13 protein-coding genes and 2 pseudogenes are annotated in these 15,175 nt (G+C 72.8%); 8 read left to right on the top strand and 7 right to left on the bottom strand.

All coding sequences use genetic code 11. From position 1 onward, the window contains the following. The first annotated feature begins 51 nt into the window (after positions 1–51). Entirely contained in the window at positions 52–438 is a 387-nt protein-coding gene (locus GH723_RS04970; RefSeq protein ID WP_153758613.1) for an encapsulin-associated ferritin-like protein, read from the top strand. After that, positions 435–1,283, top strand: coding sequence for a family 1 encapsulin nanocompartment shell protein (locus GH723_RS04965; protein WP_153758612.1), 849 nt, complete (start codon positions 435–437; stop codon positions 1,281–1,283). The genes GH723_RS04970 and GH723_RS04965 overlap by 4 nt, the downstream gene beginning before the upstream one ends. Here the strand turns inward: GH723_RS04965 and GH723_RS19215 are convergent. The 3 genes and pseudogenes from GH723_RS19215 to GH723_RS04955 all read right to left on the bottom strand — a co-directional run. Next, positions 1,269–1,529, bottom strand: a pseudogene (locus GH723_RS19215) (transporter associated domain-containing protein); the annotation flags it as partial. The gene GH723_RS04965 and the pseudogene GH723_RS19215 overlap by 15 nt on opposite strands. A gap of 12 nt (positions 1,530–1,541) precedes the next feature. Continuing rightward, positions 1,542–2,594: pseudogene (locus GH723_RS04960) on the bottom strand (hemolysin family protein); the annotation flags it as partial. Next, positions 2,591–3,916 (bottom strand): hemolysin family protein, encoded by a 1,326-nt coding sequence (locus tag GH723_RS04955; protein WP_229023076.1) that lies wholly within the window; start codon positions 3,914–3,916, stop codon positions 2,591–2,593. The pseudogene GH723_RS04960 and the gene GH723_RS04955, both read right to left, overlap by 4 nt. Before the next feature lie 106 nt (positions 3,917–4,022). Between GH723_RS04955 and GH723_RS04950 the strand changes: the two genes are divergently transcribed. The 3 genes from GH723_RS04950 (at position 4,023) to GH723_RS04940 (ending at position 7,664) form a co-directional block, all read left to right on the top strand. Continuing rightward, positions 4,023–5,096 (top strand): lysylphosphatidylglycerol synthase transmembrane domain-containing protein, encoded by a 1,074-nt coding sequence (locus GH723_RS04950; RefSeq protein ID WP_195210539.1) that lies wholly within the window; start codon positions 4,023–4,025, stop codon positions 5,094–5,096. A gap of 92 nt (positions 5,097–5,188) precedes the next feature. Then, positions 5,189–6,874, top strand: coding sequence for a class I adenylate-forming enzyme family protein (locus GH723_RS04945; RefSeq protein ID WP_229023073.1), 1,686 nt, complete (start codon positions 5,189–5,191; stop codon positions 6,872–6,874). A 55-nt stretch (positions 6,875–6,929) separates the two neighbouring features. Further along, positions 6,930–7,664 (top strand): hypothetical protein, encoded by a 735-nt coding sequence (locus GH723_RS04940; RefSeq protein WP_153758607.1) that lies wholly within the window; start codon positions 6,930–6,932, stop codon positions 7,662–7,664. A gap of 3 nt (positions 7,665–7,667) precedes the next feature. Here GH723_RS04940 and GH723_RS04935 read toward each other — a convergent pair whose 3' ends face one another. After that, a complete protein-coding gene (locus GH723_RS04935; protein ID WP_153758606.1) occupies positions 7,668–8,048 on the bottom strand; it encodes a PLD nuclease N-terminal domain-containing protein in 381 nt (126 codons plus the stop codon). Positions 8,049–8,170: 122 nt separating this feature from the next. On the opposite strand from GH723_RS04935, the gene GH723_RS04930 reads away from it, so the two are divergent. Then, positions 8,171–8,956, top strand: coding sequence for an SDR family NAD(P)-dependent oxidoreductase (locus GH723_RS04930; protein ID WP_229023072.1), 786 nt, complete (start codon positions 8,171–8,173; stop codon positions 8,954–8,956). Between the two features lie 139 nt (positions 8,957–9,095). Next, positions 9,096–10,211 carry an ABC transporter substrate-binding protein gene (locus GH723_RS04925; protein ID WP_153758604.1) on the top strand — a complete coding sequence of 372 codons (1,116 nt, stop codon included), beginning with the start codon at positions 9,096–9,098 and terminating at the stop codon, positions 10,209–10,211. A gap of 74 nt (positions 10,212–10,285) precedes the next feature. Here GH723_RS04925 and GH723_RS04920 read toward each other — a convergent pair whose 3' ends face one another. Continuing rightward, a complete protein-coding gene (locus tag GH723_RS04920; protein WP_153758603.1) occupies positions 10,286–11,611 on the bottom strand; it encodes an acyl-CoA dehydrogenase family protein in 1,326 nt (441 codons plus the stop codon). 105 nt (positions 11,612–11,716) lie between these two features. Continuing rightward, positions 11,717–13,765 carry a sensor domain-containing diguanylate cyclase gene (locus tag GH723_RS04915; RefSeq protein ID WP_153758602.1) on the bottom strand — a complete coding sequence of 683 codons (2,049 nt, stop codon included), beginning with the start codon at positions 13,763–13,765 and terminating at the stop codon, positions 11,717–11,719. A gap of 132 nt (positions 13,766–13,897) precedes the next feature. On the opposite strand from GH723_RS04915, the gene GH723_RS04910 reads away from it, so the two are divergent. Beyond that, entirely contained in the window at positions 13,898–14,755 is an 858-nt protein-coding gene (locus tag GH723_RS04910; protein WP_195210537.1) for an alpha/beta hydrolase, read from the top strand. A gap of 22 nt (positions 14,756–14,777) precedes the next feature. On the opposite strand, the gene GH723_RS04905 is transcribed toward GH723_RS04910, so the two are convergent. Next, a complete protein-coding gene (locus GH723_RS04905) occupies positions 14,778–15,161 on the bottom strand; it encodes a VOC family protein (RefSeq protein WP_153758600.1) in 384 nt (127 codons plus the stop codon). Positions 15,162–15,175 lie beyond the last annotated feature (14 nt).

Here is a 15,175-nt window from a genome sequence, read left to right as displayed (position 1 = left end):
GGACCGGACGACGCGTCCGACCACGATCCCGACCCACACGATCCCGACGACATGGAGGTGCCCGTGGCCAGCGAGGGCTACCACGAGCCAGCCGAGCTCCTCGACCCCGAGACGATGGACCGCCACCGGGCGATCATCTCCCTGATGGAGGAGCTGGAGGCGGTCGACTGGTACGACCAGCGGATCAACGCCACCTCCGACCCCGACCTCGCGGCGGTGCTCGCCCACAACCGCGACGAGGAGAAGGAGCACGCGGCGATGATGCTCGAGTGGCTCCGACGTCGGGACCCCCGTCTCGACCAGGAGCTGCGCACCTACCTGTTCACCGACGGCGACATCCTCGCCGTGGAGGACGAGGCGGTCGGCGGCGGCGCGACCGAGGGCCCGGCCGACGACGGCTCGCTCGGCATCGGCAGCCTGCGGGAGGTCGCCCGATGAACCACCTGCACCGCGAGCTCGCACCGGTCTCGGACCGCGCGTGGGCCGAGATCCGCGACGAGGCCCGCAGCGTCCTGCGCCAGTTCATGGCCGCCCGCAAGCTCGTCGAGCTCGACGGCCCGGCGGGATGGGAGCACGACGCCGTGCCCACCGGCCGCACCGAGGAGCTCGCGCCCGGGCCCCACGACGGCGTGACCGGGCGCGTGCGGCGCGTCCAGCCGCTCGTCGAGCTGCGGGCCAGCTTCGAGCTGGCCCGACGCGAGCTCGAAGCCGTCGATCGCGGCGCCGACGACCCCGACCTCGAGCCGGTGGCCGACGCCGCCCGGCGCGTCGCCCTGGCCGAGGACGCCGCGGTGTTCGACGGCTACGCCGCCGGGGGCATCGACGGCATCGCCTCGGCGTCGCCGCACGAGCCGATCCGCATCACCGACGACTACGAGGACTACCCGTCGTCGGTCGCGAAGGCCGTCGCCAAGCTGAAGTTCGAGGGGGTCGAGGGCCCCTACGCCATCGCGCTCGGACCCCGCTGCTACCAGGGCGTGGTCGAGACCACCCAGCGGGGCGGCTACCCGGTGTTCGAGCACGTGCGCCACATCCTCGACGGCCCCATCGTGTGGGCCCCGTCGGTCAACGGCGCCGTCGTCATCAGCCAGCGGGGTGGCGACTTCGAGCTCACGCTCGGCCAGGACGTCTCGATCGGCTACCTGTCCCACGACGACGACACCGTCCGCCTCTACCTCGAGGAGTCGATGACCTTCCGGGCGATCGGTCCCGAGGCCGGCATCGCGCTGCGCTACGACGACACCGAGCGGCCGAAGGGCCGCCGGGGGTCACTCCGGCGTTGAGGGGTCCGGCGTCGTGCCCCTGCGGGCGCGGCGCCGGATCCGCACCTCGCGCACCGCGACGCCGTCCATCGCCACGACCTCGAACGACGCCGTGGCGGTGTCGACGGCGTCACCCTCGGTCGGCACCCGACCGAGCTGGTTGATGAGGAACCCGGCGAGCGTGTCCCAGTCGCCCTCGGGGATCGACACGTCGATCCGCGACGCCACCTCGTCGATCCGAAGGGACCCCGCCGCGAGGTAGGACCCGTCGCCCTGGCGGCGGACGCGGCGCGCACGCCGGTCGGTCTCGTCCTCGAACTCGCCGATGAGCTCCTCGAGCACGTCCTCCATGGTGACGAGCCCGAGGACGATCCCGTGCTCGTCGACCACGAGGGCCAGGTGGCGGCGCTCCTCCCGCATCCGGAGGAACAGCAGCTCGAGCGGCAGGCCGTCGGGTGCGACGAGCACCGGGGTGGCGAGGTCGCCGGCGGTGGCGTCGCGCCCGTCGCGGTGGGTCAGCACGTCGCGCACGTGGACCACCCCGACCGGGTGGTCGAGGTCGGTGCCGACGACCACGATGCGGGACCGACCGGTGGCCACGGCGATCTGCTCGATCTCGTCGATGGTGGCCGTCTCGGCCACGCTCACGACCCGGGGCCGCGGGGTCATCGCCGCCGCGGCGTCGAGCCCCGACAGCTCGAGGGACCGGGCCAGCAGCACGTGCTCGTCGACCTCGATCGACCCCTCCTCCGCGGCCTCGTCGAGCATGAGCACCAGGTCGGCCGAGGAGTGGGCCATGGCCAGCTCGTCCTGAGGCTCGACGCCCGCCAACCGCACCACGCCGTTGGCGGCCAGGTTGAGCGCCCGGATGAACGGACGGAACACCACCGCGAACAGGCGGAAGGGACGAGCGAGGAGCAGCGCGGACGGCTCCGGGTGGGCGATGGCCCACGACTTGGGCGCCATCTCGCCCACCACCATGTGCAGGAACACGACGATCGACAGGGCGAGGGCGAAGGCGATGGCGTGGCTCACACCGCTCGGCAGGTCGACGAGGTCGTGGAGGAGGTCCTCGAACACCGAGGCCACGGCGGGCTCGGCGATGATGCCGAGGCCGAGGGAGCACATCGTGATGCCGAGCTGGGCGCCGGCGAGCATCAGCGACAGCTCGCGGAGGCCGGCGAGGGCGTGCTGGGCGCGGCGGTCCCCCTCCGCCGCGAGCTGCTCGATCCGCGACCGGCGGGCGGCGAGCAGAGCGAACTCGGCGGCGACGAAGAACCCGTTGGCCGCCAGCAGCAGGACGGCGATGAGCAGGGCGATCGGGGTGCTCAACGTCCCGTCCCCTCATCGGCGTCGGCGGGCTCGTCGATGCGGAGGTCGACCGTGAGGACCCGCCGGTCGTCCATCTCGACCACGCGCGCCCGCAGCCCGGCGGCGTCGACCTCGTCGCCGACCTCGGGGATCCGGCCGAGCTGGTCCATCACGAACCCGGCCACCGTGTCGTAGGGGCCCTCCGGGATCTCGACGCCGGTCTCGCGCTCGACCTCGTGGAGCCGCAGGTCCCCCGGGAGGCGCCAGGAGCTGTCGTCGAGCACCTCGAGACGCGGGCCCTCGTCCTCGTCGAACTCGTCGCCGATGTCGCCGACCAGCTCCTCGACGAGGTCCTCGATCGTGAGCACGCCCGCCGTGCCCCCGTGCTCGTCGACGACGATGGCCATCGGGCTGGCGGACCCGCGCAGCTCGGCGAGGACCCGGTGGAGGTCGGAGCTCTCGGGCACGGCCAGCACCGGTCGGGACAGGTCGGTGAGCGCCACCTCGTGCCGCCGCTCCACGGGGACGGCCAGCAGGTCCTTCGCGTGCACCATGCCCACCACCTCGCCGACCTCGTTGACGATCGGGAAGCGCATGTGGCGGGACGCGTCGAGCAGGTCCTGGAGGTCGCCGCCGGTGGCGTCGGCCCCGATCGTCACGACCCGGTTCCACGGCACCATCACCTCGCGCGCGTCGAGGTCGCGGAACTCGAGCGCCCGACGCAGCAGGTCGGCCTGGCTCGCGGTGAGCGACCCGGCGGCCGACGACGCGTCGACGATGAGCGGCAGCTCCTCGGGGTGCACGCCGCCGTGGAGCTCCTCGACCGGTTCGATGCCGAGGGCGCGCAGCAGCCGGTTGGCGGCGCCGTCGAACAGGCGGATCACCGGTCGGGCCAGCTTGAGGAAGACGACGAGGCCCCGGGCCAGGCGGAGGGCGACGGGCTCGGGGCGGGCGATGGCCAGGTTCTTCGGCGCCAGCTCGCCGAACACCATCTGCGCCGCGGTGGCGACGACGAACCCGACGGTGAGCGCGATGCCCGGCCGGGCCCGCTCGCTCACGCCGAGCCACCCGACCACCGGCTCGAGCGCCGCACCGAGCGTCGGCTCGGCGATGAACCCGACGACGAGCGACGTGACCGTGATCCCGAGCTGCGCGCCGGAGAGCATGAACGACAGCCGGCCGAGCACCTGTAGCGCCCTGGGGGCGCGACGGTCGCCGGACTCCTCGGCCTCGACCAGTCGCCCGCGACGGGCGGCGACGTACGCGAACTCGGCGGCGACGAACCAGGCGTTCCCAGCGATGAGCGCCACGACGGCGAGCAGACCGAGAGCGGTCAGCAACAACAGCTCCGGGGCAGGGGACGGGGTCGGGGTGGCCGGGGGCGCACGCCGCCACGGTAGCCGCCGCGAAGCCGGGGACTGCCGAGCGGGGCCGGTAGCGTCGTCACGCATGGAGCCCGCCACGCCTCGCCCACCCGGCGACGACGTCGACGCGGGCATCCCCCGGGTGGAGGAGCTCGAGTCCCCATCGGCGCTCCGGACGACGGTCTGGCGGGCGGTGCTCATCGCGCTGGCCGGCCTGTCGCTCTACGTCTTCGCCCCGAGCCTCGTCGAGGTCTACTCCTCGTGGGACACGCTCGTGCACCTCCAGCCGTGGTGGCTCATCGCGATCTTCGGCTTCCAGGTCGCGTCGTTCGCCGGGATCTGGACGCTCCAGCACATCGCCCTCCGCGCCACCAGCTGGTTCCCCGTGATCACCTCGCAGCTCGCCGGCAACGCCTTCAGCCGGGTCGTGCCCGGCGGCGCCGCCGCCGGCGTGGCGCTGCAGATGCGGATGCTCACCAAGGCGGGCGTGAACACCACCACCGCCGCCTCGTCGCTGACGGCGGTGTCGCTGCTCACCACCGGCACCGTGTTCGCCCTCCCCGTCCTCGCGCTGCCGGCGATGATCGCCGGCACGCCGGTGCGGGGCCCGCTGCTCACCGCCGTGCTGCTCGGTTTCGTCGTGTTCGTCCTGCTGGCGGTGGTCGGCACCTGGCTCATGCGGTCCGATCCCCCGCTGCTGGCGGTCGGCCGGGCCGTCCAGGCGACGCGCAACCGCCTCACGAGCCGAGAGCCGATCGCCGACCTCCCCCACCGCCTGGTCGAGGAGCGCAACATCGTCCGCCGCACCCTCGGTGCCCGCAAGCGCGACGCCATCCTCGCCACGATCGGCCGGTCCCTCTTCGACTACCTCTCGCTGCTCGCTGCGCTCGCCGCGGTCGGCGCCAACCCCAACCCGTCGCTCGTGCTCCTGGCGTTCGTCACCGCGCTCGTCCTCGGCATGATCCCCATCACCCCGGGCGGCCTCGGCTTCGTCGAGGCCGGGCTGACGGCCACCCTGTCGCTCGCCGGCATCGGCGCCCCGGAGGCCATCCTCGCCACCGGCGCCTACCGGCTGGCCTCGTTCTGGCTGCCGCTCCCGGCCGGTCTCGTGGCGTGGATCCTCTTCCGGGTCCGGGTCGGGCGCCCCGTCGACGCCTGAACCCTCGGGCCCGTTTGGGGCCGGGCGCCCCGCTCCCCGTACGATCAACGGGTTCGAACGACGAGATCCGAGGGGGATCCACCAAGATGTCGATGACGTGGGACGAAGCAGCTGCAGCCATCTGCGGCCCGGAGGGCCCCTTCGCCCTGGTCGAGGAGGACGTCCTCGGCGTCCCGACCAAGGTCTTCTCGACGGCGCCGGCCACGATGAAGGACCTCTTCGGCCTGGCCCGCCTGCGCGCCGACCAGGACTTCATCGTCTACGAGGACGAGCAGTACACCTTCGGCGACGTCATGGCCCAGGCCGACGCCATCGGGGCCATGCTCGTCGAGCGCTACGGCGTGCAGAAGGGCGACCGCGTCGCCATCGCGATGCGCAACTACCCCGAGTGGATCTCCACCTACATCGCCACCATCTCCGTGGGCGGCATCGCGGTGCTCCTCAACGCCTGGTGGACCCAGGACGAGCTGAAGTACGGCCTCGAGCACTCGGGCGCGGCGGTCCTCGTCGCCGACCGCGAGCGCGTCGAGCGCGCCACGCCGCTGCTCGGCGGTCTCCCCGACCTGAAGGTCGTCGCCGTCCGCACGCCGGGCGACCTGCCCGAGGGCGTCGACCGGTTCGAGGACGTCCTGCCGGTGGGCGCGGCGCTCCCCGAGGTCGAGCTCCACACCGACGACGACGCCACGATCCTCTACACGTCGGGCACCACCGGCAACCCGAAGGGTGCGGTGTCGACCCACCGGGCGATCATCTCGGCGATCCTCGCGTTCGCCTGCCGGGCCGCGATCAACCGGGCCGTCGGCGCCGAGCCGGAGGAGGACGCCGACGGGCCGAGCTACCCGCCGTGCTCGATCCTCACCGTGCCCCTCTTCCACGTCACCGGGTGCGTGCCGGTGATGATCGGCTCGCTGCTCTCCGGCTCGAAGCTCGTGATCATGTACAAGTGGGATCCGGGCCGAGCCCTCGAGCTCATCGAGCGCGAGCGGGTCACGCAGTTCGTCGGCGTCCCGACGATGTCGTGGGACATGCTCGAGCACCCCGACTTCGCGAGGTTCGACACCTCGAGCCTCAAGGCCGTCGGCGGCGGCGGCGCCCCCGCGCCGCCCGAGCTCGTGAAGCGCATCGACGGCAACTTCTCGAAGGGCCGTCCCACCATCGGCTACGGCATGACCGAGACGAACGCCTACGGCCCCGGCAACTCGGGCGACGACTACGTGTCGCACCCGACGAGCACCGGCCGCGTCGTCCCCGTCGTCGAGATGCGGGTCACCGACCCCGACGGCAACGTGCTGCCCCAGGGCGAGGTCGGCGAGATCTGGTTCAAGGGGCCCCACCTCATCCGCGGCTACTGGGACAACCCGGAGGCCACGGCCGAGACCATCGTCGACGGGTGGCTGCGCACCGGCGACATCGGCCGCATCGACGACGAGGGCTTCGTGTACCTCGTCGACCGGGCCAAGGACATGGTGCTGCGGGGCGGCGAGAACGTGTACTGCGCCGAGGTCGAGGCGGCGATCTACGAGCACCCCGCCGTCTACGAGGCCGCGGTGTTCGGCATCCCGCACGAGCGGCTCGGCGAGGAGGTCGCGGCGGCCGTCCTGCCCAAGGAGGGCATGACGATCGACGTCGAGGAGCTGCAGCGCTTCGTCGGCGAGCGACTGGCGTCGTTCAAGGTCCCGTCGCGGATCGAGATCCACAGCGAGTCGCTGCCGCGCAACGCCGCCGGGAAGATCCTGAAGCGCGAGCTGCGCGACACCATGGCCGGCGAGAGCGCCTGAGCCTCGGTACGATCCCCGTCGGCGGAGCGGGGACGACGGCGACGAGGACGGATCGATGACCCAGACGGAAGCTCGCGGCGCGGGTGCGACACCGCCGGTCGTCGCGGTGGTGGCATCGAGCACGTCGACGAGCCTCGTCGTGCACTACGACGGCAGCCGGCCCCCGACCGCCCTCTTCGCGGCGTGGACCGGTCTCGGCTGGCGGGCCCCCGTGCCCGCCAGCCCGCCGCGCGACGCCATCGACTGGGCGACCCCCGACCCCGTCCGGGGCACCAACCACACGATCCGGCCGTTCGCGGCGACCGGCACCGCCACGCTCGACGACGGCCAGCGCCGCGACGTCGACGACCTGGTGGGGGCCGCGCTCGACCTCGCCGCCCAGCTCGGGTGCGACGTCGAGCGACCCGTTCCGGCCGAGATCGACCTACGCGACGGCGCACACCCGACGGTGGACGCTGTCGTCGACCTCACCGACGGGCCCCGCACCCTCCCCCGCGCGCCGCGACGGACGCCGCGCCTGCGGAGGGGCCGCGGCGCCCAGGCACGGGTGAGGGCCACGATCCCCACCGCCGAGGTCGACGAGGTGGCTCGGATCGTCGGCGGATGGGTCGCGACCCTCACGCACGAGCCCGAGGACCGCCCCGACGACGAGGCGCCGCGGAGCCGGGTCACCGTCGAGGTCGCCGCCGCGGACGGCGACGCGGTGATGCGCTGCCTCGCCGCCCGGAGCACGGGGACGCCGATGATCGAGATCGTCACCGCCGGCGCGCGGACCGGCGCCGATCGCTGAACGTCAGACCGGCGGCTCGTCCTCGTCACGACGGCGCAGCTCCTGCTCCCGGCGGGCCAGGTCGTCCTCCCACCGGCGCAGATCCTCGGCCGAGGGGCCCGGCGACGACCGCCCGAAGTCGGGGCGGTCCTCGGGGGCGACGTACCGGGGGCGGGGTGCGCCCTGGGTCTGGCCGCCGGGCTGCCACCCCGCATAGAGGGGGCGGCCGAGGATCAGCCACGCGATCGAGCCGACGAGCGGCACGAAGATCACGAACACGAGCCACATGACCTTCGGCAGGTTGCGGACGAGGACCTCGTCGGTGGAGATCACGTCGAACACCGCGAAGAGCCAGATCGCGAACACCACGATCGCCCCCACGCTCGGGAACAGCACTCGGAACATGGGAGCCGCCCTTCTCTCGCCGCGCCGGACGGGCGCACGTTAGCCGGACGGCACCCGTCGGGGGCCGTTAGGGTCGTCGGGCGGGCACAGCCGCACGACAGGGGGGAACGCAGATGGGGACGATGGACGGCAAGGTCGCGCTCGTGACCGGCGCCAGCCGCGGGATCGGGGCGGCGATCGCCGAGCGGTTCGCACGCGAAGGTGCGGCGGTGGCGGTGTCGGCGCGCACGGTGGAGGACGGCGATCACCCGCTGCCGGGCAGCATCACCCACACGGTGAACGACATCGTCGGCTCCGGCGGCACCGCGGTCGCGGTCGCCGCGGACCTCGGCAAGCAGGAGGACCGGGAGCGCCTGGTGGCCGAGACCGAGCGACAGCTCGGCCCGATCGACATCCTGGTCAACAACGCCGCGATCACGTACTTCGAGCCGGTCGAGACCTTCGACGAGGGGCACTGGCGCCTGATGTTCGAGGTCCAGGTCCGCGCGCCGTTCGAGCTGGCCCAGATGGTGCTGCCCGGCATGCGGGAGCGCCGCTCGGGCTGGATCTGCAACATCTCCTCGGGCGCCGGGCGCCACCCACAGGGCCCGCCCTACGCCGGGGGCACCGGCGGCACCGTGTACGGCATGTGCAAGGCGGCGCTCGAGCGGTTCACCACCGGCCTCGCGTCGGAGGTCTACGCCGACGGCATCGCCGTCAACGTCGTCTCGCCCTCGGGCCTCGTCCTCACACCGGGTGTCATCCACCACAAGCTCCACGAGCGCACCCCGGAGGACCGCCACGAGCCGGTCTCCTACATGGCCGAGGCCGCCCACGCCCTGTGCACCGGCGACCCGGCCACGGTCACCGGCATGGTCACCTACGCCAAGCCCTGCCTCGAGCAGCTCGGCATCGCCTTCCCCGAGTAGCCCAGCCGGAGAGCGTCGCGCTCCTGTAGATCGCGCGGATCTGTGTCGTCTGGTGACACAGATCCGCGCGATCGCGTGGGACCAGGATCGGAGGTCGACGGTTGGGGGCGGTCGCGGGCGCATCGGTAGTGTCCTGCCCGTGATCCGCACCTGGCGCCGCACCGCTGCCCTCCTCGCCGCTCCGCTCCTCCTGCTCGCCGCCTGCGGCGACGACGGCGACGACGCGTCGCCGGGCACCACCGCCGGCGAGGAGACCGCCCCGCTCCTCGAGCGGGTCGATCCCGACCGCTGCGAGGCCAACCGGGCGGCGGGCACGATCACCTTCGCCACCGGCTTCGACTTCGGCGCCGCGGCGTCGATCCTCGATGTCGTGGCCGCCGAGGCCGAGGGCTACTACGACGACCTCTGCCTCGACGTCGAGCTCCAGCCCGGCTTCTCGGTCCAGAACCTGGCCAGCCTCTCGGCCGGCCAGGTGCAGCTCGCCGGCGTCGGCTCGTTCAGCGAGGCGGCCAAGGGCGTGGCCGAGGGTGCGGAGATCACGACGGTCATCGTGTACGGCAAGACCCCGGTCGAGCAGCTCATCGTCGAGGCCGACTCCGACATCACCGAGCTGGCCGACCTCACCTCCGCGCCGATGGGCGTGAAGGGCGGGATCCCCTACTCCATCCGGGCGATGATCGCCGCCGCCGGCGTCGACGAGTCCGAGATCACCCAGATCGACGTCGACTTCAACCCCGTGCTGCTCTTCGAGACCGAGATCGAGTCGCTCCCCGTCTACAAGTCGAACGAGCCCCGCCAGCTGGACGAGCAGGGCTACGAGTACCGGGTGTTCGACCCGTCCGACTACGACGTCGCCGGTTCGTTCGGCGTGATCGCCGCCAACACCGGCTTCGCCGAGGAGCACCCGACCGCGGTCGAGGACTTCGTCCGGGCCACGCTGCGGGGCTTCCAGTTCGGGATCGACGACCCCGAGGGCGCCGTCGCCGCCTCGCTGGAGCGCTCCGACCCCGACCTGTTCTTCTCGCAGGAGAGCGAGCTGTTCCGCTGGGAGACCGAGCGCGACCTCGTGCTGGCGTCGACCCCGGAGGACGAGCCGATCGGCAACATGAGCCTCGAGCGCCTGTCGGCCGAGGTCGAGAACCTGGAGCGGCTGGGCGTCATCGAGCCGGGTTCGGTCGACGTCGCCGCGGCGTTCGACAACTCGTTCATCGAGGCCGTCCACGACGGCACCGAGCTGGTCTGGCCCGGCGAGTAGGCACGGACGCGACGAGGGACCGGCCTCTCGACCGGTCCCTCGCACGTGACAGCTGGTGGGCGTGAGCCCGAGGATCAGCCGTTCTTCGGCAGGTCCTTGAACGGCAGCACCTTGTCCTGGTTCGGCTCCTTCGGGAGGCCGAGGACGCGCTCGCCGATGATGTTGCGCTGGATCTGGTCGGTGCCGCCGTAGATCGGCGGGCCCTGGGCGAACAGCGCACCCTCGGTGAAGATGCCGGTGTAGGGGTCGCCGGTGGCCTCGGCGAGCTTCTTGCCCTGCTCGGCGGTGTAGGCGTGCAGCGTGCCCATGGGCCCGAGCAGCCCGAGGCCGAGGTCCCGCTGGAGGCGCAGGATGTCCGACATCGAGAGCTTCGCGATGTTCGGCAGGCCCGGGATGTCCGGCTGGCCGGCGGCACGGGCGGCCTTCGAGCGGAGGCTGTGGTACTTGGCGATCTCGGTCAGCGTGTGGAGCTTCGCGAGCTGCTGGCGGACCAGCGGATCGGTGTCCTTGCCCTTGGAGCGGGCGAGCTCGACGTAGGGGTTGCCACGGCGCGAGCCCGACGACTCCGGGGTGGGGTCGGCGGAGCGGCGACGGTTGCTGCCGACGAAGTCGCCGGCCCGCTTGTCGAGGTCACCGGCGACCGTGCCCGGCGACGCCATCGAACCGCCGCCCGAGCCACCGGCACCGAGGCCGGCACGCTCGAACATGAGGGTGGTGTTGGCGACGGCCCATCCGTTGTGGAGCCCGCCGATGACGGCGGCGTCCTCGGCCCGGGCGTCGGTCATGAAGACCTCGTTGAACATCGCCCGACCGGTGAGCTCGCGCAGCGGGCGGATCTCGATGCCCGGCTGGTGCATGTCGATGGCGAAGTAGGTGATGCCCTGGTGCTTCGGCACCTCGGGGTTGGTGCGGGCGATGAGCATGCCCATGTCGGCGATCTGGCCGCCGGAGGTCCACACCTTCTGGCCGTTGACGATCCATTCCTCGCCGTCCTGGACGGCGCGGGCGTTGAGGCCGGCGAGGTCGGAGCCGGCGCCGGGCTCGGAGAAGAGCTGGCACCAGGCCTGCTGGCCGGTGACGATCGGCTTCACGTAGCGCTCGATCTGCTCGGGCGTGCCGTGGGTGGTGATCGTCGGGGCGGCGAGCAGGAGGCCGAGGCCGCCCGGGGCGCCCAGGGCACCGAACTCGGCGATGGCCTGCTGGACGCGCACGGCGTCACCACGCGACAGGCCCTTGCCGTAGGCGTTCTCGGGGAGGCTCGGGTGGGCCCAGCCGGAGTTGCCGAGGCGGTCCCACCACTCCGCCACGGTGAGGTCGGGGTCCCAGTTCTCCTCGAGCCAGGCGTTCACCTCGTCGACCGGGTCCCCCGTCGACGGGCTGCGATCTGCAAGATCAGTCATGTCGTCCCTCGTCTGGTCCACGCACCTGTGGTCCGTGGGTCCGAATAGCTGTAGTGGACAAGTGTCCACCACGCACGGCCGCCGGCTCAAGACGAGGGGGTCGCCTCAGCCCGCGAACGCCGCCCAACCGTCGCGACCGCGGCGCTTCACCTCGTACATGGCCTGGTCGGCTCGGCCGAGCAGCTCGTCGTACCCCGTGCCCCGACCGGGGGCCGAGGTGAGACCGATGCTGGCGGACACCCGTGCGATGCGGCCGCCGATCACGAAGGGCTCGCCGAGGGCGGCCAGGATCTTCTCCGCCACCCGGGAACCGTCCTCGTCGCCGCTCGTGTTCTCGAGCAGGACGAGGAACTCGTCGCCGCCGAGGCGCGCGACCGTGTCGCTCGAGCGGATGCACGACCGCAGGCGGAGCGCGACGTCGCGCAGCAGCTCGTCGCCGGCGGCGTGGCCGAGCTCGTCGTTGACGGCCTTGAACTCGTCGAGGTCGACGAACAGCAGCGTGACCCAGCGGTCCGAGCGCTCTGCCAGCTCGAGGGCGTGGCGGACGCGGTCCTCGGCGAGGCGCCGGTTCGGGAGCCCCGTGAGGGCGTCGTGGAGGGCGCGGTGGCGGACCTCGTCGAGGAGCCGGCTGTTGTCGAGCGCGGTGGCGGCGTGGTCGGCCAGGCCCTCGAGGCGCTCGAGCATCAGTGCCGGCCGGGCGTCGTCGTCCCGGGAGAAGGCCGCGACCATGCCGAGGAGCTCGCCGCGCACGAGGATCGGAGCGGCGGCGACCTGACGCACGCCGTAGCGGTCGAGCGACGCCCGCTCCGCGCCGGTGGTGTCCGACGTGGCCATCGCGACCGGCTGCTGCTCGGCGACGAGGCGCGAGGCCAGCGCCATCTCCGCGACGACGACCGGCGGGTGGTCGTCGTCGGGCGGGTCGGGCCACGAGCCGGTGATCGTCATCGTGCCGTCGATCGAATCCCACATCAGCACCGACGCCGAATCGCACCGCACGACCGTCGGCACGGCCTCAGCGATCCGCTGGGCGATCTCGGCCGTGCTGCCCACCTCGGCGAGGGTGCGGGCCAGGCCGAGCAGGGACGAGGCGGTGTCGCGCTCGATCCGGGCCGACTCCAGGGCGGCCGCGGTCTCGATCGCCGCGGTGGCGAAGTCGGCGAAGGCCTGGACCATCCGGCGGTCGGCCGCCCCGAACGCGGTGTCGGGCTGGTTGAAGACGAGGGCGTGGCCGTAGAGGCGGCGCGGCGTGCGGAACTCGACGCAGATCACGGCGTCGTCCTGCTCGTCGAACACTCCCATCTCGTGGGCGAGGAGCAGCTCCTGCGCATCGGACTCGTCCATGCCGCTCCAACCGAGCGACGGCGGCTCGGCGTCGGCCATGCGGACGATCACGACCGCCGACGGGGCGGTGACCGAGGAGCCGAGGCGCTCGGCGACGAGCTGCAGGAGGTCGGCGACGGACTCCTGCGCCGCCAGCTCCGCGGCCAGCGCGTGCATCTGCTCGAAGCGGGCCGTCATCGACTCGACGCGGCTGCGCGACCGCTCGAGGACCTCGGCGCCGACCTTCACCTCGCCGCTCCAGCTGATCCGGTGGACGCACCGCTTGTCGCCGCGCGTGACGCACTCCGGCTCGGCCGCGACCCCGCGGGCACCGAAGAGGGAGGGCACCTGCGACCAGTAGCCCGAGGACATCGCGCAGCCCAGCCGGGTGGCGTTGCTCGCGGCGGTGTCGACCACGGTCATCGACGTGTCGGTCTCCTCGACCACCTTGAAGCCCGAGTCGGTGCGGGTCCGGCCGCTGAGGTTGACCGCCTGGCGCAGCGCACCGGCGACGCTGCCCGCGGCGAGCAGGTGCGGGTGGATCGACGTCTGGATCCCGAACGAGTACTCCCCCGCCCGGCGGCCGATCTCGGGGTCGCCGCACAGGCGGGCGGCGACGTCGGCCACCTGGGCCAGCTCCGACGCGTCGCGCCACTCCTGGTCGAACTCCGGCGTGAGCGCGGCACGTCCGATCCCGGTCTCGCCCTCGAGGCGGTCGACGGCGTCGATCCCCATCGCCTCGTGGACGTACCCGACGACACAACGGAAGAGGCGCCCGGCGACCCGGATGCGCGGTGCAGCTCCCTGGCGTGCCGCGGACGTGCCGTCCTCCATCGTGGCCACACCTCCACGATCGGCTACCGGACGCCGTACATGAGGCTCGGACGACGGTCTCCTGTGACCTCCGACACCGCCTCGTGGGAGACTGCGCGACGTGTCCGACACGCACCGACCGGGGGAAGCCACGTGACCGAGGGCCGCGTCCAGATCGAGACCGACGTCGTGTTCGGCGTGGGCGGCGGGCGCGACCTGCGCTGCGACGTCTACACGCCGCCGGGCGGGGCGGAGCGGGCGCCCGCGGTGATCCTCGTGCACGGCGGTGCGTGGCGGCAGGGCGACCGCACCCAGCTCCGGGGCTACGGCATCCTCCTCGGGAGCGAGGGCTACGTCTGCATCGCACCCGAGTACCGCCTCACCCCCGAGGCACCGTGGCCGGCGCAGATCCACGACGTGAAGGCGGCCATCCGGTGGGTCCGGGCCCACGCCGACCGCCTGGGGATCGATCCCGAGCGCATCGCCATCGAGGGGAACTCGGCCGGCGCGCACCTCGCGCTGCTCGCCGCGGGCACCCAGGACGTCGCGGCCTTCGAGGGCGAGGGCGGCAACCCGGGTGTGAGCACGCACGTCGCGGCAGCCCTCGCCATCTACCCGCCGACCCTCTTCTCCGCCGGGCCGCGCGAGCGCGGCGCCGTGCCCCTCCTCGCCCTCACCGAGGAGGGCGACGACGAGGTCGCCCGACTCGCCGGGCCCCTGAGCCACGTCACCGCCGACTTCCCGCCCACGATGCTGATCCACGGGACCGCCGACGAGACGGTGCCGCCGCTGGCCAGCATCCGCATGTACGAGGCGCTCGTCGAGGCCAAGGTGCCCGTCGAGCTGCACATGTACGCCGACCAGCCCCATGCCTTCGACGCCCAGCCGGCGTTCGGACGCCAGTGCGCCGCGGAGATGCTGCTGTTCCTCGACCGCTACCTCGTGCCCGGCAACGACGAGTCGGCCGCCGAGGTGATCGCCGCCGTCGACGCCGCCCCGGACGTCGGCTGACCACCGCCGACGGGACGCACGCTCAGTCGAGCAGCTGGCCGAAGCAGAGGACGTTGCCGTCGAGGTCGCGCACCTGCAGCTCACGACCGTCGCCGACGGGACGGTCGACGGGCAGGGCCACGACGGCGGCCCCACGGGCGACGAGCTCGTCGGCGAGCGCGACCACGTCGGTGACCCAGATGTAGGCGTCGGCTCGGCGGTCCGGGTCCTCTGCCCCACGGACGGCGGGATCCCCCGTGCGCAGCATCAGCGCGATGCCGTCGCGCGACAGGACGGCGACGGTCGCCGGGTCGCCCTCCACCTCGGTCAACCCGAACCCGAGTCGGGCCTCGTAGTGCGTGATCGCCGCGGCCAGGTCGGCGACGACGAGGTACGGCGCGACCTCCAGCATCTGAGCTGTCGACACTCCGCCCACCTCCG

The sequence above is a fragment of the Actinomarinicola tropica genome (assembly GCF_009650215.1).
Classification (GTDB): domain Bacteria; phylum Actinomycetota; class Acidimicrobiia; order Acidimicrobiales; family SKKL01; genus Actinomarinicola; species Actinomarinicola tropica.
Note: the sequence above shows the minus strand (reverse complement) of the source record. Positions and strands in the feature narration are given on the sequence as shown.